Raw genomic sequence first — 26,505 nt, 5'->3', positions numbered from 1 at the left:
AAATTCTACTTTTTAGTTACAGTGAGTAAAGTATCTACCCCAGCAATGACCTGAGATAGTGAATAATAAAGGGGGCCAAGATTATGGCTGTTGAGCACGCAAACTGTGCCTAGCATAGGGCTGCTTAGCTCGCGTAGGTCAAAATAGGCTAATCGCTCACCTTGGCTAATTTTACTGCCATTTAGCTTAGCAATGTTGGTGTGGCTAATATGCTTTTCTATAGATGAAAACGATAAATTTAATAATATTTTCAAACCATTTTTGGCCTGTAAAATATATTCTTTTCCTGCATTTTTAACTTGTAATAGTGTGCCATCGAAAGGGGCAATAATATTGTGGCTCGTTAGTTCTACACAAATCCCAGGACCAACGGTGGCATACCTAAAAAAAGGCTCTGGGTGTTCAGCCATACTTTTAACACGACCTGTAAAAGGGCTTTTGATTGCCATACAACGCGCTTTTCTTAGGCTGCGCTCAGGCAAATATTGAACGTCGATACTCATGGCTTATTTAACGTCACCTATCACATGGTAACCGTCTTTTCTAAGTGCTGTAATGGCTTTTGCCATGCTTTGCTTTTTCACCAAGACATAATCGGTATCGTACGTTGATAAAGCAAAAATCGAAATTGACGCTTTAGCAAGCACACCAGAAATGTTCGCCATAATACCCGTTAAAGAAAAGCCAAGAGGGCCAATCACTTCAAGTGCTAGCCAATCAGTTTCTTGATCTAAACTGTCTATTGCAAAGGTACTTGGGCATACAATTGATAGCTCATCGGCGGTTTTAGCAATAAAGAAAATAGCTTGTTGGAGTAGGGCAGGATCAATCGTTGCATCAACATCTAAACTATGAATGGTAAGTTCTTCACTATGAAGTTGTAACGTTTGTTTTGACATCTGTGATCCTATCTTTGAAGCCTTTGAATTTATAGTATAGGTAAACAAAGTTAAGATAAAGCGCAATAATTTTGATTGCTGGGGATTTGCTCAGTTTAGCCTTTAAATCTTGTCCACAGATTCTGTGGATAAATATGGGAATAGCTCAGTATAAAGAAGGTAATAGGCTAATTTATAAAGAATTTATAAATTAGCCTAATTTTTGAAGGGTTAATTTTCTAAGCTTTCAACTTGCTTAGCTTGAATCGCCGTAAGGGCAATGGTGTAAACAATATCGTCTACTAATGCACCACGGCTCAAGTCATTTACTGGCTTACGCATACCTTGCAGCATTGGGCCAATACTAATTAAGTCAGCACTACGTTGCACGGCTTTATAGGTTGTATTACCGGTATTTAAATCTGGGAATACGAACACCGTCGCTTTACCTGCTACAGGGCTGCCAGGAGCTTTCTTAATCGCAACGTTTTCCATAATTGCAGCGTCGTACTGAAGTGGGCCATCAATCACTAAATCAGGGCGCTTTTGCTGGGCAAGCTTAGTGGCTTCACGCACTTTTTCTACGTCAGCACCTGAACCCGAAGTACCCGTACTGTAGCTGATCATTGCAACACGAGGCTCAATACCAAACGCGGCGGCTGAGTCTGCTGATTGAATTGCAATATCGGCTAGCTGCTCTGCGGTTGGGTCTGGGTTAATTGCACAGTCACCATAAACCAGTACTTGATCAGGTAACAGCATAAAGAATACCGATGAGACTAACGACGAGCCCGGTGCAGTTTTAATTAACTGTAACGGTGGGCGAATGGTGTTTGCAGTGGTGTTAACAGCGCCCGAAACTAAGCCATCAACTTTACCTTGCTCAAGCATCATGGTACCAAGTACCACATTGTCGAGTAGTTGCTCTTGGGCAATAACTTCAGTTAAGCCTTTGTTTTTACGAATTTCGACCATAGGCGCAACGTAATCGTTAATTACATCACTCGGTTCAATAATTGTAACGTTATCGTTGAGCTCTACACCTTGTTGCTCTGCAATACGTAAAATCTCTTCTTTGTCACCAAGCAGGATTGTTTTAGCAATACCACGTTGGCCACAAATTGCCGCAGCTTTAATCGTACGCGGCTCATTACCTTCAGGTAAAACTACGGTTTTATTCGCTTGACGAGCTTTGTCTGTTAGTAAAAAACGAAACGCAGGCGGTGACATTTTACGAGTACGGCCAACACTTTTCGCAAGGCTGTCTAACCAATCAGAGTCGATATGGCTGGCGTTATGATCTTTCACCTTATCGATACGTTGGTCATCATCACATGGTACTTCCATATTGAAGTTGTGCAGCAAGAGTGACGTGCGCCAAGTATCTTCCTCTGTTGCAAGAATTGGCAGGCCTGTATCCATGGCTTGCTCGCACAATTTCATAATGCGATCTTCAGGCTTAAAGCCACCGGTTAATAAAATCGCCCCAAGCTTGGTGCCATTCATGGCTGATAAACAAGCCGCAACTAATACATCAGAGCGATCGCCTGGTGTTACCAGTAATGCACCCGGGGTAAAGTGGCTTAAAATGTTTGAAACCGTTCGCGCACAGAAAGTGACACGACGTAAACGACGGTGAGCCATGTCGCCTTCGTTAATGACTTCGGCTTTTAAGTATTCACATAAATCGCGCACACGCGGCGCTACTAGGTCGAAATCCCACGGAATTGAACCTAATAACTTAAATGGGTGCTTTCTGAAAATCGGCAGTGATGCTAAACGGTTTAATTCGTTTTCAAGTTGCTCAGGCTCATGGGCCTCAACAAGGTCTGCACGTGCGCGACCTTCGTCATCTAAAGGAGCATTTACTTTGTTGAAAATACAACCTAGCACGCGAGGGTGGTTAACACCGCCATAGTTGCCAGAGGCGATTTCTAAACGGTCTTCAATTTGGTCATTGCTATCGTTGCTTGGTGTTAATACAAAAACAATATCAGCACCTAATGTTTGCGCGATTTCGCGGTTTACACGGCCAGCATAAGGCTGACGACGTGTTGGCACCATACCTTCGATAATCGCAATTTCGTCTTCTTTAATAGTGCTTTCAAAGCGCTCTACGATTTCTTCTAGTAAGTCGTCGCCTTTACCATCACCAATCATTTGCTCTGCATAGCTCAGCTCAAATGGTGTAGGTGGATTAATTGGCGAACCATGGGTGACAATTTGCGTTGACTTTTCTGGGCCTGTATCGCCAGAACGAGGCTGTGCGATTGGCTTAAAAAAGTTTACCTTTAGCGCTTTTTGCTCAAGCGCGCGGACTAAACCAACAGAAACAGACGTTAAACCAACCCCCGTTGAAATAGGGATCAACATAATTCTATGTGCCATTTACTTAAGCCTCCTGTGCAATACGGGCTGCATCGTTAGCAATCACCCATTCTTCGTTGGTAGGGATCACAAACGCTTTCGCATGCGCTTGGCCTTTTGAAATTAGACCTTCTTTACCAAAACGTGCCGCTAAGTTTGCATCTTCATCACACTCAAGGCCTAAAAAGCCTAATTGAGTGATGACTTTGTCACGAATAATATCTGAGTTTTCACCGATACCGCCGGTAAAAATAAGTGCATCTAAACGTTGTAGAGGAACTAAAAAAGCAGCTATTTGTTTAGCTAAGCGGTAACAGAAGATATCGAGTGCAAGGTTTGCTTGCGGGTGGCCTTCAACGGCGGCTTCTTCGATAGTGCGGCAGTCATTTGATAATTCACTAATACCTAGCAAGCCACTTTGCTTATTGAGTAAATCATCAATTTCTTGAGCCGTGTAATTAAGTTGCTGCGTTAAAAAGGTGAATAAACCCGGATCGATGCTACCACTGCGAGTACCCATCACTAAGCCTTCAAGCGGCGTAAGACCCATACTGGTATCTACACTCTTACCATCTTTAATCGCACACACTGAACAACCATTACCTAAATGTGCACTGATCACATTAGTTTGCTCGCGCTCTTTGCCTAATAATTTTGCTGCTTCACCAGCAACGTAATAATGACTGGTACCATGAAAACCATAGCGTCTTACGCCATGCTCTTTATATAGTGAGTAAGGCAAAGCGTATAAGTAAGCAATATTAGGCATGGTTTGGTGAAACGCAGTATCAAACACGGCAATTTGTGGCAGCGCTGAGAACGCTTGCTTTGCAGTGCGAATACCCAATAAATTTGCAGGGTTATGAAGTGGAGCAAGTGCCGCTGTTTTTTCGATAGCAGTAAGTACATTATCGTCGATAAGCACAGACTCAGTGAAATGCTCACCACCGTGCACAACACGATGACCCACCGCAATTAAGTTATCTGCCAGACCTAACTCATTAACTAGCTTCACAAGCTCAGCAATGGCTGCATCATGGGCTTGGCCCTTTGCCAGTTCGATAAGTTGTTTTTCACCATTATATTTATATTTGATTGAAGGCGTGTCTGAGCCAAGGCGCTCAGCTAAACCAGAAATAACTTCGTCAGAAGTAGTGGCATCTAAAATGGCAAATTTTAAACTTGAACTACCACAGTTCAGTACTAAAACATGGTGTGGTGAGCAAAGGTGCGTTGACATAGCTAGGTCCTAAAAATACGATATCAGTCAGTGTATATTAAGGCTTGATAATTAGAATTCTTTGCCAGTATAGTAAATAAGTATTTTGTTGCTACACTTAACAAAGCTAGGCTGTAATTATACTAAAGTCTGGTTGACTTAAGCCGATAACATTTTATCTCATTTAGACATTAAACGTTAGTCTCATTACCATTAATTTGGTATTAAAACTAGGACAGGTTTTGCAGGGATTGTATCCGGGAGTGTGTTACACTCGATTGTGAAACAAGATGAAGACCCTAGGAGTGATGATGCAAAAAGGTGTCATGTCACAAGTGCAAACAGGTCGTCAGTACGCGAAAAAATGGCCGATGCGACAAGAGCTCGCTCCAATGTTTGCCGAATTTAGAGTGATCAAGGCCACTGTTCTGGCTATTACAGTGATGCCAATATTGGCAATGCTGACTGTATTCATGCAAGTTAATTATTTAGGTAGTGATTATTTTCCACAAGCTATCACTATCGCGCTTTTCTTTTTATCACTACCGCTGCAAGGTTTGTTGTGGCTAGGTCGTCGCGCTCAAACCCGTTTAGAACCAGCTATGTTAAGTTGGTATACCGAGCTGCATAGTAAAATGAAGGCGCATGGCTATCAGTCACAACTCACAACTGAAAAACCATGCTACACAGATTTAGCTCAACTTTTAAAAGATATGTTCGAAAAGATGGATAAAGCGTTCACAAAAGAACACTTTTAATCACGAATAAACTGGCTCACATAAAACGATAACGTTACTTTTTGTGGGCCTTGTTGCTCTATCTGCTGCCAATGCTCTGGGCGAAACTTCCAAGCAAACGGTGTCATCATAATTAAATGTTTAATCTCATCAACAGGCAATAGCACCTGTTGCTCTAGTAAGTTTATTGACTCTTTACTAAATCCTGCTGGTGGCTCTATCTCTGTATGTGGTTTTACATCCGCATAAATAAACGCTTTTAATTCTTTAAGATGCCAAGGTCCTGGGCTTGCGACAATTAGACTGCCTTGCGATTTGGCAAGTCGAGCAAGTTCTTGTGCAAATAAGGGAGCAAACACACTGACAAGCACATCGGCAGATGCGTCAGCAAAAGGGGCTTGGCTAATCGAGGCAACACTAAAATTTGCATTTTCATAACGCTTAGCCGCGTATTTTACCGCCGGCTTCGAAATATCAACACCATATACTTCGGCACTCGATTGCGCTGCTATTGCTTGGGTATAAAAGCCTTCGCCACATCCTAAATCAATTACTGTATTTGGTTTAAGTGATGCCACTAACTCAGCTAAAGCTTGCTGTAAAAAAAGGTAGTGCCCCGCACTTAAAAAAGCTCGGCGTGCTTGCACCATTTCAAGGTTATCACCCGGTTGTTTCGACTTTTTATTTTGCACGGGTAGTAAATTGACATAACCCTCTTTGGCGATATCAAAACTATGGTTGTTGTCACAGCGGTAAGTTTTATCGGTTAGCGTAAGTTCAAGTTTGCAAAGCGGGCAGTGATAGTGAAGACTCATGAGTCTAAATAGTCCTTATCATAAAAGGTTTTAACCCAGTGCGGGCGATAGGTGATCAACAAGGTAATAGCCATGCCATTGAGCATTGCTTCAGGAAACCAAATTATGGCACATAGAATGAGATAGTTTTCTGAAATCTCAATAAAACTGTAATCACCCAATAAGTAATAAAACACACCACTGGTAAGTATTTTGATACAAGCGATAACAGCCGCGGTTAAAAATGCGCATAAAAAGATATAAATAAAAAAGTGTCTTGGTAAATAGCTATAGCAAAGTACAAAACACAAGTAACTCAGCGTGATAGGTATAAATGCCGTAAATAGTAAATGCACAGGCAATAAGGGCAGTGGTAACTGAGCGACTAACACCAGCAGTAGACTTGCAAGGCTGCTTGCAAAAATAGCCAGTCGCCAACCTAAAATCAGGGTCACTGCGGTGACCCCTAATATATGCAATTCGAGGCCCGGCAATATTCCCGCTTTAATGCGCCATAATATTGCAAGTACTAAAGCACACGCGAGCACACCCACTTGTCTTATTGGTGTTGCCAATAATTGGGATGCGCTTTGCTTATCAAAGCTTAGCCAAAGTACTAAAGCCACACAGCTCCACAAAGGGAGCTGCCATTGCATCGTCTCTATCATGCGTTAAATGTTGACCAAATTGGCGCATGATCAGATGGTTTCTCGATACCACGTAATTCGTAATCGATACCTGACTCAACACAACGCTCAGCAAGCGCTGGGGTTGCTAAAATCACATCAATACGTAAACCGCGGTTGTCATCAAAACCTTTTGAGCGGTAATCAAACCACGAATATTGTTCGGTTTTTTCTGGGTATAGTTCACGGAAGGTATCTTTAAAGCCCCAGTTTAATAACGTGCTTAGCCATTCACGCTCTTCTGGTTGAAAAGAACATTTACCCGTTTTTAACCAGCGCTTACGGTTAGGCTCTCCAATACCAATGTCGAGATCGGTCGGTGAAATATTAATGTCGCCCATCACAATAACATCTTGCTCTGGCGTGTGATTATCTTCTAAGTGAGTCATTAGATCTTTATAGAATTGACGCTTATATGGGAACTTGGTTTCATGGGCAATATTATCGCCTTGCGGGAAGTAGCCATTCATCACAGTAAGATCGCGACCATTTTCTTGAGTCACTGTTACGCTGATCATACGACGCTGTGATTCATCTGTATCGGTTGCAAAACCTTTTACAACCGATTTAGGTTCCTGCTTACATAGCATTGCCACGCCGTAATGCGCTTTTTGACCATGGAAAAAAACGTGATAACCCATTTTTTGTACATCCTCAAGCGGGAAGGCTTCATCATGCACTTTGATTTCTTGTAAGCCAATGATATCTGGTTGATGTTTATCAATCACCGCTTGCAACTGGTGTAAACGGGCGCGCAGGCCGTTAATGTTAAATGAGATTACCTTCATGGATTACCTATCTGAATTTTTGTTTATTCGTTTAGCGCAATTCTACCATCAAAATAGGGCTTATTCATGAGCAAATTACGAAAATCAAATTGAATAAATGTTGATCAATTGCTGCTGATTTTAAAAACATTGTTAACTCAGTATTAATAATTAAATTAAATAAATAATTCAGTTGATCTACTTATTTTTGGTTATATAATGCGCACAAATCACCCGTTCATATTATGTACTATTTAAAGGTAAACCATGAAAAAACAATTAGTGATGCTTTCTCTTGCATGTATCTCATTTGGCTCATTAGCAAGCAACCCGCACTACTTTTCAGCTGATAACCGTATTGAATCAAAGTTATGTAGCTTAAGTGCGAACGAAGGGTTTACCGCTGCACGTAAAGAAGCAGCAAAGCATGGCATTTCAATGTCACGTTTTTCAAAGAGCATTTTATGTAACGGTACTGACATCCGTGAAATTGCTAAAAAAGCACAATCACAAGAAGCTGCAACAAAGGCAGCTGTTGAAGTGTTTGCTAAAAATGAGCAAAAAGAGACTCAACTTTGTATCACTGCACTTAAAAAAGGTTTAACACCTGTGCGTGAAAAAATTGGTAACTTAAATACTTTAAAATGTAATGGCGAAGCAGTAACAGATTTCGTTAAGCGTTACCAAAACGCAGCTATCTAATAGCAACATTATAGTTAGATTGAAAAAGCGCTCTTTAGAGCGCTTTTTTTATGAAAAAATTACAGTAAGTAATGAAAAGCTTGCTAAATCATAGGCTTAACCTTAACTTAACTAGGTTGTAAGTACTTGATTTTAGCCAATAAGGCATTTTGGCATTCAACTTGTAACAGTCGAAGTGAATCTAATCGACTACAAGGAAATGTCTTATGAAAAAGTTAACTTTAGCATCAACAATTTTAGCAGCATTAAGCCTATCAGCCTGTTCTGCGAGTAACTCTTTAGCAAAAATCGACAGCGATTTTGGCAGCCTAGATAATGACAACGACGGTTATATCTCTAAAGTAGAAGCTGACGACGATGCTATTTGGGAGCACTTTTCAAATATCGATACCAATATGGATGAGCAAATCAGCCGTACTGAATTTAATGCTTACATGCAGTTAAATACAGGCAAGGTGGCAACTGATAGTGAGGTATCTGAATCAGCATTTAAAGCTGAAATCGCTAAATTTGACCCAATCGAAAATGACTTTAAATCGTTAGATAACGATAAAAATGGCTATATTTCTATTGAAGAAGCGGATGACGACGACATTGCAAATCACTTTGGCTATATGGATAGCAACAAAGATAAACGTGTAAGCCGCAATGAGTTTATTAGTTACATTAATAAATATGGCAGTGAAGTTGCCGAAGACGACGCGTTAGAGATGCTTAACAAGAGCTAATTTTATAAAGCAGCTATTAAATACCCCAAAAGCCAGTGTTTTACGCTGGCTTTTTTATAATAATTTTTCCAACCTTGGTCGACTTCTGTCATAATAGAGCGTTAGTGAGTAAAAATGACCTTTAGTAGCAATGGCCGCAAAACGTATCAGTGATGAACAATTAGTCGAAATCATAGAAGCCGCGATTTTTGTTGCCGGGAAGCCTGTGTCTAAGCGTCATTTAAAAGAGACAGTATTAGCTGATTTAAGCGTATCTATGCCACGCATAAATAATGCAATTGACCAAATTCAAACGCATTATCAAACTCGAGGCATTAAGCTTGTTGCCGTTGGCAGCGGTTATCGGTTTCAAGCATGTGCAAGTTTAGCACCTTGGCTTGCAAACTTATGGCAAGAGCGAGCACCGAAATACTCAAGAGCACTATTAGAAACTTTATCCTTGATTGCCTATAGACAACCCATAACCCGTGGTGAGATTGAACAAGTACGGGGGGTTACAGTTGGCTCAGGGATAATTAAAACATTATTAGAAAGAGAGTGGATAAGAGTTGTTGGCCACAAAGAAGTGCCGGGGCGTCCTGCCTTGTACGCCACCACTGCTGCTTTCTTAGACTATTTTTCATTAGCTGGTTTAGATGAATTACCACCACTGCCTGAGCTTCAGGAAAGTAAAATCAACCAGTTATTGAGCGATCCTTCTGTGAGAGAACTATCTGAATGAGTAATTTAGAAACTGAAAAGTTACAAAAAGTATTAGCCCGTGCTGGTGTGGGTTCACGTCGTGAAATGGAAAAATACATTGATGCCAACCGCGTAAGTGTTAACGGTAAAGTTGCCCGTTTAGGTGACCGTGTAGAGGCAAGCGATGTAATCCGTGTTGATGGTCACGTTGTGAAAATTGAAGACAAAGCTGAGCGTATTTGTCGTGTGCTTATGTATAACAAACCCGAAGGTGAGTTATGTACACGTAAAGACCCTGAAGGCCGTCGTACGGTATTTGATCGTTTACCACGTGTAGATGGCGAACGTTGGATTGCAGTGGGTCGATTAGATATCAACACTGCAGGTTTAATGTTGTTTACTAACGATGGTGAACTTGCTAACCGTTTAATGCACCCAAGCTACGAAGTAGAGCGTGAGTACTCAGCTCGTGTGTTTGGTGAAGTGACTAACGAAACGCTACGCACTTTAACAAAAGGCGTTGAGCTTGAAGATGGTCCTGCAAAATTCTTAAACATCAAACCTATGGGTGGTGAAGGTATCAACCGTTGGTTCAATGTCACTTTAACAGAAGGTCGTAACCGCGAAGTTCGTCGTTTATGGCAATCGCAAGATGTAGAAGTTTCTCGTCTTATTCGTATTCGCTACGGTAAGTTAGAGCTTGATAAGCGTTTACCACAAGGTGGTTGGGCTGAGCTTGATTTAGATACCGTTAACTATTTACGTAAAACAGTACAGTTAGGTCGCGAAACACAAACTAAGTTGTCGGCTATTCCTGAAAAACGTAAAGACAAGCGTGCTAAAATTAACCAAATCCGTAAGGCGGTTAAAAAGCACAATCAACGCGCTAAACAAACTAAGCGTCGTTAATCAGCAATATCATTGTTTGCAGATAAACTAATTTATTTGCAAACAGGCATAAAAAAAGCAGCGATTTCGCTGCTTTTTTTATTTCGATTCACAATGCTTATTAAGCATTTTCAACCGCTGTACGTGGGTCAACATATTCCATGTTGAAAGCTTCAGCTACTTCTTTATAAGTAACTTGGCCTTTGATCACGTTTAAGCCTTTTAAGAAATGTGCATCATCAAGAAGCGCTTTCTTATAGCCTTTGTTAGCAAGGTTGATGATATACGGTAATGTTGCGTTGTTAAGTGCAAACGTAGAAGTACGTGGTACAGCACCTGGCATGTTAGCAACACAGTAGTGAACAACGTCATCAACGATGTAAGTAGGATCTGCGTGAGTTGTTGCTTTAGAAGTAGCGATACAACCACCTTGGTCGATTGCAACGTCAACGATAGCAGAGCCAGGCTTCATTGCTTTGATGTGCTCAGCTGTAACTAGTTTAGGCGCTGCCGCACCTGGGATTAGTACGCCACCGATCACAAGGTCAGCTTCTAGTACGTGTTTTTCTAACGCATCAGCAGTAGAGTAAATAGCTTTAACTTTGTTACCGAACTGTGCGTCTAATGCACGTAATACGTCGATGTTACGGTCAAGAACAACAACATCAGCACCTAGGCCAACTGCCATTTGCGCTGCGCTACGACCAACCATGCCGCCACCGATAACAACAACTTTAGCTGGCTCAACACCAGGTACACCGCCCAGTAACATACCACGGCCGTGGTTTGATTTTTCAAGCGCTTGTGCACCAGCTTGGATAGACATACGACCAGCAACTTCACTCATAGGAGCAAGAAGAGGTAAACCGCCACGAGCGTCAGTTACAGTTTCGTAAGCGATACAGATTGCGCCGCTTTTAACTAGGTCTTCAGTTTGTGGAAGATCCGGTGCTAAGTGAAGGTAAGTAAATAGAATTTGGTCTTCGCGTAACATTGCACGCTCAACAGCTTGAGGCTCTTTTACTTTAACGATCATTTCAGCTTTAGCAAAAACGTCAGCAGCGGTTGGTAAAATTTCAGCACCAGCTGCAACATAATCTTCGTTAGTGAAGCCAATGCCCATACCTGCATCAGTTTCAACAAACACTTGGTGGCCATGGTTTACTAGTTCACGAACACTCGCAGGAACCATACCTACACGGTATTCATGGTTTTTAATTTCTTTAGGTACACCAATAATCATAGTTTTTCGCCTTAATAGAACGGGATAAAATTTTTGACTATTATATTCATGACATGCCAGTGTGTCTCACCTTTTTTAAGTTGGATTCTAGTGATATAATCTAAAAAATTAATTTTAACAGTTTAAAACTCTGGTTTGTCTTATGCACCAATTACTCGACCGAATTGACCGTAAAATTTTAATGGAATTACAGCTCGATGGTCGGATCTCTAACGTAGAGCTGGCAAGGCGTGTAGGCCTAAGTGCAACACCCTGTTTAGAGCGGGTAAAAAAGCTCGAAAGGGAAGGGTACATACTCGGTTATAAAGCCGTGGTAGATCCTGCAAAACTCGGGCAAGGTTTGTCGGTTTATGTAGAAGTGACTATCACTAAAACATCACCCGATGTATTTGAAGAATTTAACGCTGCAGTTAAAAAGCACGATGAAATTATTGAATGCCATTTAGTATCAGGTAATTTCGACTTTCTATTAAAAACGCGGGTAAACGACATGTCGGAATATCGAAATGTTTTAGGGGATATTCTACTAAAACTACCTAATGTCAGTGAAAGCCGAACCTATGTGGTAATGGAAGAAGTAAAAGGTGAGCAAGGGGTCATTATTCGCCCATATATTGCCTAAACTGTTAAAATACACATTGAGTAACAAAAACTTGTTCATTATCAGTCCATCAAGGTTAAGATAAAGTGCATCAAACGGCATTTCCTGCTAAGGTATTTCACTGCTAATCGATGAGTAAAGAATAATAAGGAATAGGGAGCTATGCGCCTAAATGGTGTTCAAAGACTGTTAGAAACGGGGCTAATTATTAGTACCTTTGCAGCAGTATTTATTTTATGTGCATTAATTAGTTTTGATCCAGCCGATCCTTCTTGGTCGCAAACCGGTGAATTTGTTAATGTTAAGAATATTACCGGCACCGCAGGTGCATGGATTGCGGATATCCTTTTGCTTAGTTTTGGCTGGCTAGCTTATCTTGTGCCAGTAGCCATTCAGCTGTTTGGCTATTTACTGTTTAAACAACCTCATCGTATTTTACAGCTTGACTACACCACGCTTGCTCTAAGAGTCATTGGCTTTGCGTTATTCATTACCTCAGCCACGGCAATTAGTAGCATCAATTTTGATGACATATATAATTTTTCATCGGGCGGGGTAGTAGGTGATGTGATTGCCACAGCCATGATGCCTACTTTTAATTTCACTGGCACCTCTATTTTATTGTTGTGTTTCTTTTTTGCCGGTCTAACGCTACTAACAGGAGTTTCTTGGGTTCAGTTTGTAGACTTTGTTGGTAAGTGGGTGATGAAAATATTCTACTTCTTACGCGCGCAGTTTTCTGCATGGTTAAATCGCGAAAGAGAAGCGGTTAAACCAACGTCAGCCGAGCCAGACGCTAACTTTGAACAGCAAGATAGCAACCCAGCTATAGGTTTCAATGACATAGACGAGCCAGCAACAAAGCCATCACAAACACAGAAAAAACAGCCAAGCAGTAGTGATGATGAATTTGAAGGTTTTGATGAGCTTGACGATATTCTTGACCAAGAAATTGGCTTTAGTGCGCTTGATGACGAATCATTCGATACTGTATCGGCACTTAATGCGCTTGATCAAAGCCCAGTCGTTGAGCCAGAAAAACCTGTAACAACGGTTGTATCGCCTGCGCGCCCAATGCCAAAGGCAAAACCTGCGTACCAGCCACCGCCAACGGCAAAAGAAAAGTTTGAAGCCTTACTAGATGAGCAACCGCCTGCTAACCCATTACCATCGCTAGATTTACTCGATCGCCCAGATAAAGCGAAAAATCCATTATCACAAGAAGAGCTCGATGGTATCTCACGTTTAGTTGAAACCAAACTACTTGATTTTAATATTCAAGCTGCGGTTGTGGGTGTTTATCCAGGTCCGGTTGTAACTCGCTTTGAGCTTGATTTAGCGCCGGGTATCAAAGTAGCCAAAATCACCGGCCTAGCTAAAGATTTAGCGCGTTCACTGTCTGCTGTGAGTGTTCGTGTTGTAGAGGTTATTCCAGGTAAAACTTATGTTGGTTTAGAGCTACCTAACAAACACCGTGAAATAGTGCGTTTAAGTGAAGTTATTAACGCACCTAAATTTGAATCAAACCCATCACCACTGACTATGGTGTTAGGTAAAGACATTGCTGGCGAACCGGTATGTGCTGACCTTGGCAAAATGCCGCATTTACTCGTTGCAGGTACCACAGGTTCAGGTAAGTCAGTGGGCGTTAATGTAATGATATTAAGCTTACTGTACAAATCGGGCCCTGATGATGTTCGTATGATCATGATTGACCCGAAAATGCTTGAACTTTCGGTGTACGAAGGCATCCCACATTTATTATGTGAAGTTGTTACCGACATGAAAGAAGCAGCCAATGCATTGCGTTGGTGTGTAGGCGAAATGGAACGTCGTTATAAGCTAATGTCGGCGCTTGGGGTGCGTAACTTAAAAGGTTACAACCAAAAAGTGCTTGATGCGAAAGAAGCGGGTCACCCTATTTTAGACCCACTTTTTAAAGACACAGATGGCATGGCCGATGGCCCTGAAGAGCTTGGTAAATTGCCAAGTATTGTGGTGGTGATAGACGAATTTGCCGACATGATGATGATCGTGGGTAAAAAAGTGGAAGAGCTGATTGCTCGTATTGCACAAAAAGCTCGTGCTGCAGGTATTCATTTAGTGCTAGCAACACAGCGCCCATCGGTTGACGTTATTACAGGTTTAATTAAAGCGAATATTCCAACGCGTATGGCGTTCCAAGTTTCAAGTAAAATTGACTCGCGTACCATTTTAGATCAGCAAGGTGCCGAAAACTTACTGGGTATGGGTGACATGCTTTACTTACCGCCGGGTACCAGTGTGCCAGTGCGTGTACATGGCGCGTTTGTCGACGACCACGAAGTTCACGCGGTTGTAGATGATTGGAAAAAACGTGGTAAACCAAATTATATAGATGAAATTTTAAGTGGTGATGCCACAGAAGAAATTTTACTACCTGGAGAAACCAGTGAAGACGGTGATGAAGAGTCAGATCCGCTTTACGATGAAGCAGTATCATTTGTAATTGAAACCGGCAAAGTGTCGGTATCGAGTGTACAGCGTAAGCTTCGCGTAGGTTATAACCGCGCAGCTCGCTTAGTTGAACAAATGGAAACATCAGGCATTGTTAGCGCACCGGGTCATAACGGTGCTCGCGAAGTCTTAGTGCCAAATGGTGGAGCAAATTAATGAAAAAAATTAAATACCTAGCCCTAATTATGGGTTGTTTATTAAGCGGTCAAAGTTTTGCAGACGACAGCGAAGCGTTGCAACAACAACTGGCTGCAATTAAAAGTTTTAAAGCAGAGTTTTCACAGCAGGTGACCGATTCTCAAGGTGAAGCTATCATGCAAGGTGAGGGGAACATTGCCCTTCAACAGCCTATGATGATCCGCTGGCAACAACAAAGCCCAGATGACACCTTGTTTGTATCTAATGGCGACAAAACTTATTACTTCGACAGCTTTGCTGAACAAGTAACCATTATGAATACCCACAGCCTAATTGATTCAACACCGTTTGTATTGTTGACCTCAAAAGATCCTGAGCAGTGGGCAAAATACCAAGTTGTGGCAACAGAGGCAGGCTTTAGTGTCACGCCAAACAAAGGCGTTGAGAGCCAAGTTGAAAAGTTAGATATTAGCTTTAATGCTAAAGAGCAAGGTCTTGCATCACTAACTGTATTAGACACCTCTGGTCAGCAGTCTTTATTTACCTTTAAAGATGCCAAAGTAAATGAAGCGCTTGCAGCTCAAACATTTGAATTTACCATTCCTGAGGGCGTGGAAGTTGACGACCAAAGCCAAGGTGATTAAGGCTTGAGTAACCTCGGATTTAATTTTGGCCCTGATGTGCGCCCACTCGCGGCGCGCATGCGACCAGAAACACTGAATGACTACATAGGTCAGCAGCACCTATTGAGCCCCGACAAACCTCTTTACCAAGCGATTCTTGCAGGTCGATGCCACAGCCTCATTTTGTGGGGGCCGCCAGGCGTTGGTAAAACCACCTTAGCGCAAATTATTGCTAACCATGCCGATGCAAGCCTTATTCAAATGTCGGCTGTTACAGCAGGCGTGAAGGATATTCGTGAGGCAGTAAGCGAAGCGAAAGCAAACCTTGCTGGGCGAGGACAACGCACTTTATTATTTGTAGACGAAGTGCACCGCTTTAATAAATCTCAGCAAGATGCATTCTTACCACATATCGAAGATGGCACCTTTATTTTTGTTGGTGCAACCACCGAAAACCCATCATTTGCACTTAATAACGCGATATTGTCTCGTGCCCGTGTGTATGTTCTAAAAGCACTTGAGCAAACCGATTTATTTACCGTGATTGAGCGCGCCTTGCGTGAAGACGTAGAGCTCAGCCAAAAACACATTGAAATTGCCGATAACGCCAAACAGGCGCTTTGCCAAGCAAGTGATGGCGATGCGCGAAAAGTACTTAACTTGTTAGAACAAGCGGTTGATTTAACTACTGAGCAGCAGGGCAAATATCTAGTTGATCAACATGTTTTAAGCCAAGTACTGCCAACTCACTTAGCCAAGTACGACAAAGGTGGTGATGAGTTTTATGACTTGATTTCAGCGTTTCATAAGTCAGTGCGAGGTAGTTCACCTGATGGCGCTTTATATTGGTATTGCCGTATTTTGGCAGGCGGCGGCGACCCACTTTATGTAGCTAGGCGCTTATTAGCGATTGCTACAGAAGATATTGGCAATGCCGACCCGCGAGCAATGGAAGTCGCACTCAATGCGTGGGATATTTTTCAACGTGTTGGCCCAAGTGAAGGTGAGCGCGCTATTGCACAAGCCACCATTTATTTAGCCAGTGCTCCGAAAAGTAACGCTGTGTATATGGCGTTTAATCAAGCGCTGCAAGACGCTAAAAATGAGCCGAGTTATCCTGTGCCTGAGCATTTACGCAATGCACCAACAAGTTTAATGAAAGATTTAGGTTATGGCGCTGAATATCGTTATGCTCACAATGAAGAAGGCGCATTTGCGGCTGGCGAAAAGTACTTCCCAGAAGCAATTAATGATCGCCAGTATTACTTCCCAACTGACCGTGGGCTTGAACAAAAAATAAAACAAAAGCTGGACTATTTAACTCAGCGCAACGAGCAAAGTGATATTAAACGTTATGAATAGTTTGAAACTTTACATGATGATTGCGCTAGGTGGTGCATCGGGAGCATGTTTACGCTATTTTCTTAGCGAAACCATGCTAAAACTGCTGGGTAGGGGATTCCCTTTTGGCACGTTGACAGTTAATATTCTTGGTTCATTGTTAATGGGCATTTTGTACGGCTTGATTGAAAAAGAAATAATCGCTGTTAGCCCAGCTAAAACCTTAATTGGTATTGGCTTTTTAGGTGCATTGACCACCTTTTCAACATTCTCAATGGATTCGTTGTTGCTATTGCAACAAGGTCACTTTTTTAAAATGGCCCTCAATATCACCTTAAACGTGGTGGTGTGTATATTTATGGCTTGGCTGGGCCTTCAGCTGGTAATGCAAAAAGGTTAAAAATCGAACATGTTAGATTCTAAATATTTACGTCAAGATATTGAACAAGCGGCTGCACGTTTAGCAACGCGTGGTTTCGAGCTTGATATTGCAGCAGTGACTGCTCTTGAAGAAAAACGCAAAACATTACAAGTAAAAACGCAAGAACTTCAAAGCGAGCGTAATGCAAGTTCCAAAGCTATCGGCCAAGCAAAAGCGAAAGGCGAGCACGAAAAAGCACAACAGCTGCTTGATTCAGTTAGTAATCTTGGCGACCAACTAGACAGCGTTAAAGCAGAGCAAGATGCAGTGTTAGAAGAGCTTAAGCAAATTGCACTTGCTATTCCAAACTTACCTGATGAATCAGTACCTGTTGGTGAAGACGAAGATCAAAACGTTGAGATTTCAACATGGGGTACGCCTAAGTCATACGACTTTGAAGTAAAAGATCACGTTGATGTTGGTCAAGATGTTAACGGCCTAGACTTTGAAATGGGCGTTAAAATCAGTGGTGCACGTTTTACCGTTATGCGCGGTCAAGTTGCACGTATGCATCGTGCTCTTACGCAGTTTATGCTTGATACGCACACAGAGCAAAATGGCTATACAGAAATGTATGTGCCTTACCTAGTAAATAGCGCAAGCTTATACGGCACAAGCCAATTACCTAAGTTTGCTGGTGACTTATTCCACACATTAGGTTTAGTAGATGACGACGGTCAGCAACAACCAGGTTTCAGCTTAATTCCTACAGCGGAAGTGCCGCTTACTAACAGTGCTCGTGACGAAATTTACGACGAAAGCGACTTACCAATTCGTTTAACAGCACATACACCATGTTTCCGTAGTGAAGCGGGTAGCTATGGCCGTGATACCCGTGGTCTTATTCGTCAGCACCAGTTCGACAAAGTTGAATTAGTACAACTAGTAAAACCTGAAGATTCAATGCAAGCACTAGAAGAGCTAACAGGTCACGCTGAGCAAATCTTACAAGCATTAGAGCTGCCATACCGTAAAGTGATTTTATGTACAGGTGATATGGGCTTTGGTGCAGCAAAAACTTACGATTTAGAAGTTTGGTTACCTGCACAAAACACCTATCGTGAAATCTCATCATGTTCAAACATGGTTGATTTCCAAGCACGTCGTATGCAAGCGCGTTTCCGTCGTCAAGGCGAGAAAAAACCAGAGCTACTTCACACACTAAACGGTTCAGGTTTAGCGGTTGGTCGTACCCTTGTAGCAATCTTAGAAAACTACCAACAAGCTGACGGCTCGGTCATCGTGCCAAAAGTATTACGTCCTTACATGGGTGGCTTAGAAGTAATTAAATAGGCTTAATTTTTAGTCATTTTATGAAACCGCATTGGGAAACCATGCGGTTTTTTTTTTTTTTTGATAATAATTAATTGCGGTAAGCAGTATGTTTAGTAAACTAAAAATAGGTACTATCAGTTTTAAAACTAAATCACATAGTATTTTATTACAATACACGAAGGACTGCTGTTATGAAAAAACTACTCGCCGTAGCATCTGCTGCTTTGTATTTAGCAAGCTCTGTCGCTTTTGCTAAAGATAAGCCCAATATCCTCATAATATTCCCCGATGATGTAGGCTGGCAAAACGTCAGTGCATATGGCCTAGGTACAATGGGTTATAAAACCCCAAATATTGATAAACTTGCCCATGAAGGTGCAATGTTTACCGATCACTATGCACAACCATCATGTACTGCTGGTCGCGCTGCACTTATTACCGGCCAGTATCCAATCCGTAGTGGCATGACAACTGTTGGCAGACCAGGCGCAGAGCTTGGTTTAAAAGCGGGCTCTTATACCCTTGCTGAGGTTCTTAAAGAGCAAGGTTACGCTACAGGTCAATTTGGTAAAAACCACTTAGGTGATCGTAACGAGCACTTACCAACCGTTCATGGTTTTGATGAATTTTTTGGAAACTTATATCACTTAAATACGCAAGAAGAATTCGAGCAACGTGATTATCCAAAAGACCCTGAATTTTTCAAAAAGTATGGTACGCGAGGTGTTTTACATACTTACGCAACTAATGTAGATGATAAAACGGTTGATCCACGTTTTGGTAAAGTGGGTAAACAAAAAATTGAAGATACCGGCCAGCTTTCTCGCGAACGTATGAAAAACGTAGATAAAGAGTTTATGGCTGCGAGCCTAGATTTTATCAAGCGTGCAAAAAAAGCTGATAAACCTTTCTTTGTTTGGTTTAACCCGAGTCGTATGCACATGTATACGCGTTTAAGTGACGAAAGTCGTTATTTAGCTGAAGAGTACACCACAGAGCATGATTTATACGGCAGTGGCCTAATTGAACATGACCAGCAAGTGGGTGAGTTAATGGCTGCACTTGATGATATGGGTGTACTTGATAACACTATCGTTATTTACTCAACAGATAATGGTCCTGAGCACAGCGCTCGATTACACGGCGGTACAACACCTTTCCGTGGTGAAAAGATGACAACTTACGAAGGCGGCGTACGCGTTCCTATGATTGTTCGTTGGCCAGGTAAAGTCCCTGCAAATACGATACTAACGGGTATTCAATCGCACATGGATATTTACACAACCCTTGCAGCAGCAGCGGGTGAACCTAATATCGCGAAAAAAGCCCTTAAAGAGCATAAGCAACCGATTGATGGCGTAAATAACTTAGATTATTGGTTAGGTAAAACAGACGAAAGTGCGCGTGATAGTTTCCTTTATTATTACGAATCAAGCATCAAGGCTGTGCGTTATAAGCAGTGGAAACTTCATTTCGAAACGAGCGAAAACTATTATGCTCAGTATGAGAAGCAAAAGTTCCCGATCATCTATAACTTACGTATGGACCCGTTTGAAAGCTTTGATGGCTTAACAGACCGTTCAGACATTGTGCAAGCTAAGCAATGGCTAAATGAGCCTGTGCAACATCTACTTGGTGAACACATTAAGTCATTGACTGAATATCCACCACTGCAAAAAGCAGCGAGCTTTGACTTTAGCCAACTGATGGAACAGTTGATGTCTGGTAAGCAGTAACACTCAATAAAACGATTTATTAAGTTGTTAATCTAAATAAATAGCCGCATCGGGAAACCATGCGGCTTTTTTAGTTTTATGTTAATGGGCAAAAGATTGTAAAAGCTAAAGTGGATCTAAAACCGAGCAATCAACGTATTCAAAGCATTAAGTTAATAGTGTGAAACATTATGAGTAATAAACAAAAGTCTGTGCCAACATCACGGTTTTCACGAGCTGTTCGGCTTGGCTCTTTAGCTGGTAAAGTGGCGGGTAATATGTTGTTTGAAGGCACAAAAGCATGGGCGGCTGGCAAGCAAACATCACGACAAGAGTTATTGTTACAGCCTAAAAATATTCAGCGCTTTGCCGAACAGCTTGCAAATCTGCGTGGGGCTGCAATGAAATTGGGCCAGCTGTTATCTATGGATAGCGGTGAATTACTCACTCCTGAGCTATCTGCAATTTTAGCAAGGCTGCGTGCAGAAGCGACACCTATGCCGCAAAAGCAACTAGTTAAAGTGATGCGAGAGCACTGGGGCGATGCATGGCTAGAACAATTATCACACTTTGAACTTAGGCCATTTGCTGCGGCATCAATAGGGCAAGTGCATATTGCTTACCGAGAATCGGGCGAAAAGTTAGCAGTTAAAGTGCAATACCCAGGTATTGCAAAAGGCATTGCCAGTGATGTTGATAACTTAGCTTACCTTCTCAAGCTCAGTGGCTTATTACCCAAAGAGGTAGAGCTACAACCTCTAATAGACGAAGCCAAACAACAACTTATAAACGAAGCTGACTACGAATTAGAAGCTAATTATTTAAAGCGCTACAGCGAGTGTTTAAAAGGTGACGACAATTATCTTATTCCTAATGTAGTAGATTCGCTTAGTTCTTCTCAAGTTTTAGTCATGAACTTTGTTGAGGGACAAGAGCTAGAAGCACTTGCAAGTGCAGAGCAAACGATACGTAATAAAGCTGCTCAGCAGTTACTAAGCTTATTTTTACGGGAGCTATTTAGCTTTAAATTAGTTCAAACAGATCCAAACTTTGCTAATTATCAATATCAAATCGACAATCAACGCTTAGTACTTTTAGACTTTGGCGCCACCCGCGAACTACCTCAGCATATTAGTGATGGCTACTTACAGTTATTATCTGCCGCGAATAGTAACGACAGAGCAGGTGTTGCAACAGCAGCACAGCAAATTGGCTATTTTCAACAAGGGCTTGCGCAAGAATATATAGATAATGTCATTGATATATTTCTACTCGCCTGCGAGCCACTGCGCCACCAAGGTGAGTATGATTTTGCAAATAGTGACTTACCAAAACGAATCAAAGAGCTCGGCCTAAAAATGAGCACCGCCTCAGAGCATTGGCACGCACCACCCGTAGATGCTCTGTTCGTACACAGAAAACTAGCGGGCCTGTTTTTAATCGCTGCAAAGCTAGGCGCAAAAGTGAATGTGAACAGTATTTTTAAGGAGTTTAAAGCACAGAGGGATAAATAATAGAGCGGGAGTTTGGGCGTAGAAAAATGGTCGGCATAGCAGGATTTGAACCTGCGACCCCTGACACCCCATGACAGTGCGCTACCAAGCTGCGCTATATGCCGACGTTGCAAGCCATAGTACGGCTTTTTTTATAAAAATCAATACACCTGCGGTTTGTTTGGCTGTTTATTGTCCAGCTCTAATTATAAAGTGATTAGGCTGGCGGTTAATCTAGCCAATCGTTGATCGTTTTGTACATAAAGTCGCGTATTAATGGTTGAGCATCGGCGTTAGGGTGTAAGTTATCGTTTTGCATAAGCTCTGGTCGGCCAGCAATATCGATCATAAAAAATGGCATTAATTCTGAGTTTGTTTCATTGGCAATGGTTTTAAAGCTGTCGGTAAAAAGCTTGGTATAACGCGGGCCGTAATTTGGCGGAATTTGTACCTCCATTACGGCGGTTTTCGCCCCAGTTTGTTGGCTTTTTGCTATTAAATCACGTAGGTTAGCTTGTAAGCGCTTGATTGGAAAACCGCGTAAACCGTCATTTCCGCCAAGCTCTATAAGCACGTGCGTAGGTTCGAACTCGGTTAGTAATGCATCGAGTCGTCTTAATGCACCGCCTGTGGTTTCACCGCTAATACTGGCGTTTACTAGGTATACTGATTGGTCTTTTTCATCGTACTTATCTTGTAACAATTTAACCCAGCCTTGCTCTTGTTTAAGGCCATAAGCGGCGCTTAAACTGTCACCTAAAATTAAAATTGTGTTGTCAGCTGCTGCCGTAAGTGGTTTGATTACTAACAGTAAAACGAATATAAAACGTAGGATTGGATGCATCATATGTCAGCGCTTTCTCAATTAAACATTATTCAAGTTAAAGGACTTTCTAAAACGGTCACCACAGTTGAGGGCGACCTCACCATCCTCAGTGACATCAGCTTTAATGTCAAGTCAGGAGATTCGGTTGCGGTAGTGGGCACATCTGGTTCGGGTAAGTCTACTTTATTAAGTTTATTAGCCGGCCTTGACCAATCAACCAATGGCAGTATTCATTTAGATGGTGCTGCATTACACGAATTAGATGAGGAAGCACGTGCTGCACTTCGCGCTGAGAAAGTAGGTTTTGTATTTCAATCTTTCATGCTCGTGCAAAGTTTAACAGCTCTAGAAAACGTGATGCTACCGGCAGAACTTGCTGGAAGCAAAAATGCTAAACAACAAGCACTTGAGCTACTTGAAAAAGTAGGGCTAAGTCATCGTGTTGGCCATTACCCGTCGCAATTGTCGGGCGGTGAGCAGCAACGTGTAGCGATTGCTCGTGCATTTATTGGTACACCTAAAATTTTATTTGCCGATGAACCTTCAGCCAACCTTGATAGTAAAAACGGTAAGCTCATTGAGTCGTTATTATTTGAACTTAATCAAGAACACGGTACGACACTTATTTTGGTAACTCATGATGAGCAGCTTGCGCAAAAATGCCAGCAAATACTACATATTGAAGCTGGGCAATTAGTAACAGTAAAAGAAAGCGAGGGAGTGCAAGCGAATGTGGGCTAAATTAGCACTAAAACTGTTTTCACGTGAGTTTAAGCGCGGTGAGTTAACAGTGATCAGTGCAGCCATAGCTTTAGCTGTACTGACTGTTTTAACTTTATCTATGGTTACTGACCGTATCGGTCAAAGTATTGAGCAAAAAAGCAGTGCCTTTATTGCTGCAGATCGTGTCTTAGCAAGTAACCATGCTTTACCTGCTGAGTTTTTAGATAAAGCCGCCCAAGATAACATTCGCACCGCAAAAATAACCTATTTCGATACCATGCTATTTGCTGGTGACGAAATGCAGTTGGGTTCGGTTAAAGCGGTATCAAACACTTATCCATTAAAAGGCGAGCTAAAGATAAAATCTAGCTTAACTGCTGAGCCTCAGGTAACTGAAGACATTCCAACTCGCGGTGAAGTTTGGCTCAGTGAGTCGGTGTTCTATGCGCTTAATATTAAAGTTGGCGATAAAGTAGAGTTAGGAGCCGCCACTTTTGTTGCCAGTCATGTTGTAGCTGAAGAGCCCGATGCACCGTTTAATGTGTTTTCTAGTAGCCAACGTATTTTAATTAACGAAGACGATATTGCAAAAACTCAGGTTATTCAGCCGGGTAGTCGAGTGTTTTACCGCCAGCTCTATGCTGGGGACGAAAGCGATATCGAAAATTTTTATAGCTGGTTAAAACCTCAAATGAAAGAAAACCAGCGTTGGTATGGCGTTAAAGACCGCCAATCGCCTATTTCTAATAGCTTAAACCGCGCCGAAAGCTACTTATTATTGGCAGGCTTACTTGGCATTATATTAGCTGCTGTGGCTATCGCGGTATCGGCAAAGCGCTATTGTGAACGCCAATACGACCCTGTTGCCATGATGAAAACACTCGGCGGTAGCCGCGCTATGATCCGTAAAATATATCTACTTCATTTGAGCCTTGTTTGTTCAATGTCGGTGATCGTTGGTTTGCTGATTGGTTATGGATTGCAAGCCATTGCAACAGATTATCTAGCACAAAGCATGGGCTCAGTACTTCCTAGTGCATCGGCTAAACCGTGGATTATTGCAATTAGCACAGGTTTAATTTGTGCAATTATGTTCTCGATTAAACCATTACTCGATTTATTTGATATTCCGCCGCTGCGCGTACTGCGTCGTAACTTAGGCGATCGTTTATTGGTCAGTAAAATACACCTTGCTATGTCGGCACTTACCGTGTTTTTACTGATGTGGTTATTTAGTAATAATATTAAAATAAGCGCTATTTTGTTTCTCTCTACAGCGTTTTTAATTGCTGTGTTGTTTGGTTTATCAAAGGTTATATTTGGTGGCGGTCGAAAGCTCGGTTTAAGCCCTGGTAATAGCTGGTCTTTGGCAATTGCGTCTATCCAAAAACGCGCCAACGTAAATGCTGTGCAATTGATTAGTTTTGCTTTGGCTATCAAACTGTTGCTGTTTTTAATTGTACTTAAAAATGACATGATCTCTGACTGGCAATCGCAATTGCCGGTTGATGCGCCCAATTCATTTTTAGTGAATATAACAGAGCAAGAACTAGAGCCAATAACGAGCTTTTTAGCAGAGCGAGATATGCCAACCTCTGACTTTTATCCGGTTGTCCGTGGCCGGGTAAACGCCGTTAATGGCGAGTTGGTAGCTCGTGAAGTCTCACAAGAAGACAATGAAAAGAAAGATGAAGAAGCCCGTTCCGGTATTGGTCGTGAGCTAAACCTAACTTGGCGTGAAGATTTACCAAGCCAAAATGAGCTTATTGACGGCACATGGTTCACAAAAGATTCTGTCGCTGAAGCTTCAGTTGAAGAGTCTATGCTTGAACGCCTTGATGTTAAATTAGGTGACACATTAACCTTTTTGATTGGTGCACAATCGTTTGATGCCAAAATCACCAGTGTGCGCAAGGTTAATTGGACAACATTAAAGCCGAACTTCTTTATTATTCTAAGTCCTGATGTATTGGCGAGTTTCCCTGCTACTTATATTTCATCGGTAAATGTAAAAGCAGATAAAAAGCGCGAGTTTAATGAGCTAATGCGCCAGTACCCAACGGTTAATGTGATTGATGTTGAAAGCTTTATAAAGCAAATCCGCTCAACCATAGAGCAAGTATCGTTAGCGATAGGGTTTGTGTTGGCAATTGTTGTTGCCTGTGGTGCTCTAGTGCTTATTTCACAAGTACAAGCAAGTTTAGGCGAGCGTATGCAAGAGATTGTTATTTTGCGAACCTTAGGCGCGAAAGGGCGCTTAATTAAAAATGCCACCTTATATGAGTTTTTACTATTAGGGGTCACAGCAGGCTTAGTCGCTGCCATTGTTAGTGATGTTGCATTATTAATAGTACAAAGGCAGATGTTTGAATTAGCAGGCAAACTGCATCCGCATATTTGGTTAATTGGCCCTGCGGTAGGGGGCTTATTTGTGGCATGTTTGGGTTATTTAATGATAGCCAGAACAATGCGCAAAAATACTCAAGGCTTATTGCGCTCGTTGGCATAAGAGAAAGCTGTGTGAAAAATGCTCGCAATTGCGGGCATTTTTTATGAATTGCAATTGGTTACTGGTAATTTATACAGTGCTCTGGCATTATTAACTGCAGATAATAATGATAATAGACGGGTCAGTTAGTTGGCGATTATTTTAGGAATTGATCCTGGTTCACGATTAACAGGGTATGGTGTGATTGCCCATCAAGGTGCAAAGTTTACCTATTTAGGAAGTGGTTGCATTAAATTAGCCGATCACGATTTTCCGGTGCGCTTAAAAATGATTTACCAAGGTATTAGCCAGTTGGTAGAACAATTCTCTCCAGATAGCTTTGCTATCGAAAAAGTGTTTATGGCACATAATCCAGACTCGGCACTTAAACTAGGCCAAGCCCGAGGTGCAGCAATTGTTGGTGCTTCAATGGCTGAGCTGCCAGTTTATGAGTATTCGGCACGACAAATTAAGCAAGCAGTTGTGGGTAATGGTGGAGCCGATAAGTCGCAAGTACAGCATATGGTTAAAAATATATTAAAATTACCGGGCACTCCGCAAGCCGATGCTGCTGATGCCTTGGCTATTGCTATTTGTCATGCTCACTCAGAACAAAATTTAATAAAACTTGCGGGTAGCGCTAGCAAAACCGTAAGAGGACGATTAAGGAAGTAA

At 41.9% G+C, this 26,505-nt stretch carries 25 protein-coding genes and 1 tRNA gene; 16 read left to right on the top strand and 10 right to left on the bottom strand.

Annotated elements, in window-relative coordinates:
- Positions 1–5: 5 nt before the first annotated feature.
- The 4 genes from E5N72_RS12415 to E5N72_RS12400 form a co-directional block, all read right to left on the bottom strand.
- The gene (locus E5N72_RS12415; RefSeq protein WP_240704521.1) at positions 6–449 is read right to left on the bottom strand and encodes a PTS glucose transporter subunit IIA; all 444 of its coding nucleotides are present in this window, start codon (positions 447–449) and stop codon (positions 6–8) included.
- Between the two features lie 57 nt (positions 450–506).
- A complete protein-coding gene (locus tag E5N72_RS12410) occupies positions 507–899 on the bottom strand; it encodes an ACT domain-containing protein (protein WP_135925133.1) in 393 nt (130 codons plus the stop codon).
- Between the two features lie 210 nt (positions 900–1,109).
- The gene (gene pta / locus E5N72_RS12405; protein WP_135925130.1) at positions 1,110–3,266 is read right to left on the bottom strand and encodes a phosphate acetyltransferase; all 2,157 of its coding nucleotides are present in this window, start codon (positions 3,264–3,266) and stop codon (positions 1,110–1,112) included.
- Between the two features lie 4 nt (positions 3,267–3,270).
- Positions 3,271–4,485, bottom strand: coding sequence for an acetate kinase (locus tag E5N72_RS12400; RefSeq protein WP_135925118.1), 1,215 nt, complete (start codon positions 4,483–4,485; stop codon positions 3,271–3,273).
- 290 nt (positions 4,486–4,775) lie between these two features.
- Between E5N72_RS12400 and yfbV the strand changes: the two genes are divergently transcribed.
- Positions 4,776–5,222 carry a terminus macrodomain insulation protein YfbV gene (gene yfbV, locus E5N72_RS12395; RefSeq protein WP_135926285.1) on the top strand — a complete coding sequence of 149 codons (447 nt, stop codon included), beginning with the start codon at positions 4,776–4,778 and terminating at the stop codon, positions 5,220–5,222.
- On the opposite strand, the gene E5N72_RS12390 is transcribed toward yfbV, so the two are convergent.
- Genes E5N72_RS12390 through xthA form a run of 3 tightly spaced genes read right to left on the bottom strand, consistent with a single transcriptional unit; the run spans position 5,219 to position 7,469 of the window.
- Positions 5,219–6,016: a putative RNA methyltransferase gene (locus tag E5N72_RS12390; protein WP_135925116.1), complete on the bottom strand. Its 798-nt coding sequence runs from the start codon at positions 6,014–6,016 to the stop codon at positions 5,219–5,221. The genes yfbV and E5N72_RS12390 overlap by 4 nt on opposite strands.
- Positions 6,013–6,663 carry an energy-coupling factor ABC transporter permease gene (locus E5N72_RS12385; protein ID WP_135925113.1) on the bottom strand — a complete coding sequence of 217 codons (651 nt, stop codon included), beginning with the start codon at positions 6,661–6,663 and terminating at the stop codon, positions 6,013–6,015. Before E5N72_RS12385 ends, E5N72_RS12390 begins: the two co-directional genes overlap by 4 nt.
- Positions 6,660–7,469, bottom strand: a complete 810-nt coding sequence (gene xthA, locus E5N72_RS12380; protein WP_135925111.1) for an exodeoxyribonuclease III — start codon at positions 7,467–7,469, stop codon at positions 6,660–6,662. The genes E5N72_RS12385 and xthA overlap by 4 nt, the downstream gene beginning before the upstream one ends.
- 246 nt (positions 7,470–7,715) lie before the next feature.
- Here xthA and E5N72_RS12375 point away from each other — a divergent pair, with 246 nt between their 5' ends.
- The 4 genes from E5N72_RS12375 (at position 7,716) to rluB (ending at position 10,468) form a co-directional block, all read left to right on the top strand.
- Entirely contained in the window at positions 7,716–8,150 is a 435-nt protein-coding gene (locus tag E5N72_RS12375; protein WP_135925109.1) for an exonuclease III, read from the top strand.
- Between the two features lie 206 nt (positions 8,151–8,356).
- Entirely contained in the window at positions 8,357–8,878 is a 522-nt protein-coding gene (locus E5N72_RS12370; RefSeq protein WP_135925107.1) for an EF-hand domain-containing protein, read from the top strand.
- A 130-nt stretch (positions 8,879–9,008) separates the two neighbouring features.
- Positions 9,009–9,599 carry an SMC-Scp complex subunit ScpB gene (gene scpB / locus E5N72_RS12365; RefSeq protein WP_135925105.1) on the top strand — a complete coding sequence of 197 codons (591 nt, stop codon included), beginning with the start codon at positions 9,009–9,011 and terminating at the stop codon, positions 9,597–9,599.
- Positions 9,596–10,468: a 23S rRNA pseudouridine(2605) synthase RluB gene (rluB, locus tag E5N72_RS12360; RefSeq protein ID WP_135925103.1), complete on the top strand. Its 873-nt coding sequence runs from the start codon at positions 9,596–9,598 to the stop codon at positions 10,466–10,468. The genes scpB and rluB overlap by 4 nt, the downstream gene beginning before the upstream one ends.
- A 100-nt stretch (positions 10,469–10,568) precedes the next feature.
- On the opposite strand, the gene ald is transcribed toward rluB, so the two are convergent.
- Positions 10,569–11,690, bottom strand: coding sequence for an alanine dehydrogenase (ald, locus tag E5N72_RS12355; protein WP_135925100.1), 1,122 nt, complete (start codon positions 11,688–11,690; stop codon positions 10,569–10,571).
- Positions 11,691–11,832: 142 nt separating this feature from the next.
- On the opposite strand from ald, the gene lrp reads away from it, so the two are divergent.
- The 8 genes from lrp (at position 11,833) to E5N72_RS12315 (ending at position 21,814) form a co-directional block, all read left to right on the top strand.
- Entirely contained in the window at positions 11,833–12,312 is a 480-nt protein-coding gene (gene lrp, locus E5N72_RS12350; protein ID WP_063704651.1) for a leucine-responsive transcriptional regulator Lrp, read from the top strand.
- A gap of 141 nt (positions 12,313–12,453) precedes the next feature.
- Positions 12,454–14,943, top strand: coding sequence for a DNA translocase FtsK 4TM domain-containing protein (locus tag E5N72_RS12345; RefSeq protein ID WP_135925098.1), 2,490 nt, complete (start codon positions 12,454–12,456; stop codon positions 14,941–14,943).
- A complete protein-coding gene (gene lolA / locus E5N72_RS12340) occupies positions 14,943–15,569 on the top strand; it encodes an outer membrane lipoprotein chaperone LolA (RefSeq protein WP_135925095.1) in 627 nt (208 codons plus the stop codon). The genes E5N72_RS12345 and lolA overlap by 1 nt, the downstream gene beginning before the upstream one ends.
- A 3-nt stretch (positions 15,570–15,572) precedes the next feature.
- Positions 15,573–16,910 (top strand): replication-associated recombination protein A, encoded by a 1,338-nt coding sequence (locus E5N72_RS12335; protein ID WP_135925093.1) that lies wholly within the window; start codon positions 15,573–15,575, stop codon positions 16,908–16,910.
- The gene (gene crcB / locus E5N72_RS12330) at positions 16,903–17,289 is read left to right on the top strand and encodes a fluoride efflux transporter CrcB (protein WP_074989576.1); all 387 of its coding nucleotides are present in this window, start codon (positions 16,903–16,905) and stop codon (positions 17,287–17,289) included. The genes E5N72_RS12335 and crcB overlap by 8 nt, the downstream gene beginning before the upstream one ends.
- A gap of 9 nt (positions 17,290–17,298) precedes the next feature.
- The gene (gene serS / locus E5N72_RS12325; RefSeq protein ID WP_135925091.1) at positions 17,299–18,603 is read left to right on the top strand and encodes a serine--tRNA ligase; all 1,305 of its coding nucleotides are present in this window, start codon (positions 17,299–17,301) and stop codon (positions 18,601–18,603) included.
- A 173-nt stretch (positions 18,604–18,776) separates the two neighbouring features.
- Positions 18,777–20,321: an arylsulfatase gene (locus tag E5N72_RS12320; RefSeq protein WP_135925089.1), complete on the top strand. Its 1,545-nt coding sequence runs from the start codon at positions 18,777–18,779 to the stop codon at positions 20,319–20,321.
- A gap of 170 nt (positions 20,322–20,491) precedes the next feature.
- Entirely contained in the window at positions 20,492–21,814 is a 1,323-nt protein-coding gene (locus E5N72_RS12315) for an AarF/ABC1/UbiB kinase family protein (protein ID WP_135925086.1), read from the top strand.
- 27 nt (positions 21,815–21,841) lie between these two features.
- Here the strand turns inward: E5N72_RS12315 and E5N72_RS12310 are convergent.
- Together E5N72_RS12310 and E5N72_RS12305 are read right to left on the bottom strand one after the other, a co-directional pair.
- Positions 21,842–21,918 (bottom strand) — tRNA-Pro (locus E5N72_RS12310).
- A gap of 104 nt (positions 21,919–22,022) precedes the next feature.
- Positions 22,023–22,640: an arylesterase gene (locus tag E5N72_RS12305; RefSeq protein ID WP_135925084.1), complete on the bottom strand. Its 618-nt coding sequence runs from the start codon at positions 22,638–22,640 to the stop codon at positions 22,023–22,025.
- Here E5N72_RS12305 and E5N72_RS12300 point away from each other — a divergent pair, their 5' ends adjacent.
- The 3 genes from E5N72_RS12300 to ruvC all read left to right on the top strand — a co-directional run bounded on the left by E5N72_RS12300 (position 22,641) and on the right by ruvC (position 26,505).
- Entirely contained in the window at positions 22,641–23,360 is a 720-nt protein-coding gene (locus E5N72_RS12300; protein WP_135925082.1) for an ABC transporter ATP-binding protein, read from the top strand.
- Complete coding sequence (locus tag E5N72_RS12295) at positions 23,350–25,851, top strand: FtsX-like permease family protein (RefSeq protein WP_135925079.1); 2,502 nt, start codon at positions 23,350–23,352, stop codon at positions 25,849–25,851. The genes E5N72_RS12300 and E5N72_RS12295 overlap by 11 nt, the downstream gene beginning before the upstream one ends.
- A gap of 129 nt (positions 25,852–25,980) precedes the next feature.
- Entirely contained in the window at positions 25,981–26,505 is a 525-nt protein-coding gene (ruvC, locus tag E5N72_RS12290; protein WP_054561285.1) for a crossover junction endodeoxyribonuclease RuvC, read from the top strand.

Source organism: Pseudoalteromonas sp. MEBiC 03607 (genome assembly GCF_004792295.1).
Lineage (GTDB): Bacteria > Pseudomonadota > Gammaproteobacteria > Enterobacterales > Alteromonadaceae > Pseudoalteromonas > Pseudoalteromonas lipolytica_C.
This window is presented reverse-complemented; position numbering and strand designations above follow the sequence as displayed.

Excerpts from the sequence above, each read along its gene's own strand:
- E5N72_RS12415 (WP_240704521.1), bottom strand. The coding sequence starts at position 449 with ATGGCAATCAAAAGCCCTTTTACAGGTCGTGTTAAAAGTATGGCTGAA.
- E5N72_RS12410 (WP_135925133.1), bottom strand. The coding sequence starts at position 899 with ATGTCAAAACAAACGTTACAACTTCATAGTGAAGAACTTACCATTCAT.
- pta (WP_135925130.1), bottom strand. The coding sequence starts at position 3,266 with ATGGCACATAGAATTATGTTGATCCCTATTTCAACGGGGGTTGGTTTA.
- E5N72_RS12400 (WP_135925118.1), bottom strand. The coding sequence starts at position 4,485 with ATGTCAACGCACCTTTGCTCACCACACCATGTTTTAGTACTGAACTGT.
- yfbV (WP_135926285.1), top strand. The coding sequence starts at position 4,776 with ATGCAAAAAGGTGTCATGTCACAAGTGCAAACAGGTCGTCAGTACGCG.
- E5N72_RS12390 (WP_135925116.1), bottom strand. The coding sequence starts at position 6,016 with ATGAGTCTTCACTATCACTGCCCGCTTTGCAAACTTGAACTTACGCTA.
- E5N72_RS12385 (WP_135925113.1), bottom strand. The coding sequence starts at position 6,663 with ATGATAGAGACGATGCAATGGCAGCTCCCTTTGTGGAGCTGTGTGGCT.
- xthA (WP_135925111.1), bottom strand. The coding sequence starts at position 7,469 with ATGAAGGTAATCTCATTTAACATTAACGGCCTGCGCGCCCGTTTACAC.
- E5N72_RS12375 (WP_135925109.1), top strand. The coding sequence starts at position 7,716 with ATGAAAAAACAATTAGTGATGCTTTCTCTTGCATGTATCTCATTTGGC.
- E5N72_RS12370 (WP_135925107.1), top strand. The coding sequence starts at position 8,357 with ATGAAAAAGTTAACTTTAGCATCAACAATTTTAGCAGCATTAAGCCTA.
- scpB (WP_135925105.1), top strand. The coding sequence starts at position 9,009 with ATGGCCGCAAAACGTATCAGTGATGAACAATTAGTCGAAATCATAGAA.
- rluB (WP_135925103.1), top strand. The coding sequence starts at position 9,596 with ATGAGTAATTTAGAAACTGAAAAGTTACAAAAAGTATTAGCCCGTGCT.
- ald (WP_135925100.1), bottom strand. The coding sequence starts at position 11,690 with ATGATTATTGGTGTACCTAAAGAAATTAAAAACCATGAATACCGTGTA.
- lrp (WP_063704651.1), top strand. The coding sequence starts at position 11,833 with ATGCACCAATTACTCGACCGAATTGACCGTAAAATTTTAATGGAATTA.
- E5N72_RS12345 (WP_135925098.1), top strand. The coding sequence starts at position 12,454 with ATGCGCCTAAATGGTGTTCAAAGACTGTTAGAAACGGGGCTAATTATT.
- lolA (WP_135925095.1), top strand. The coding sequence starts at position 14,943 with ATGAAAAAAATTAAATACCTAGCCCTAATTATGGGTTGTTTATTAAGC.
- crcB (WP_074989576.1), top strand. The coding sequence starts at position 16,903 with ATGAATAGTTTGAAACTTTACATGATGATTGCGCTAGGTGGTGCATCG.
- serS (WP_135925091.1), top strand. The coding sequence starts at position 17,299 with ATGTTAGATTCTAAATATTTACGTCAAGATATTGAACAAGCGGCTGCA.
- E5N72_RS12320 (WP_135925089.1), top strand. The coding sequence starts at position 18,777 with ATGAAAAAACTACTCGCCGTAGCATCTGCTGCTTTGTATTTAGCAAGC.
- E5N72_RS12315 (WP_135925086.1), top strand. The coding sequence starts at position 20,492 with ATGAGTAATAAACAAAAGTCTGTGCCAACATCACGGTTTTCACGAGCT.
- E5N72_RS12305 (WP_135925084.1), bottom strand. The coding sequence starts at position 22,640 with ATGATGCATCCAATCCTACGTTTTATATTCGTTTTACTGTTAGTAATC.
- E5N72_RS12300 (WP_135925082.1), top strand. The coding sequence starts at position 22,641 with ATGTCAGCGCTTTCTCAATTAAACATTATTCAAGTTAAAGGACTTTCT.
- E5N72_RS12295 (WP_135925079.1), top strand. The coding sequence starts at position 23,350 with ATGTGGGCTAAATTAGCACTAAAACTGTTTTCACGTGAGTTTAAGCGC.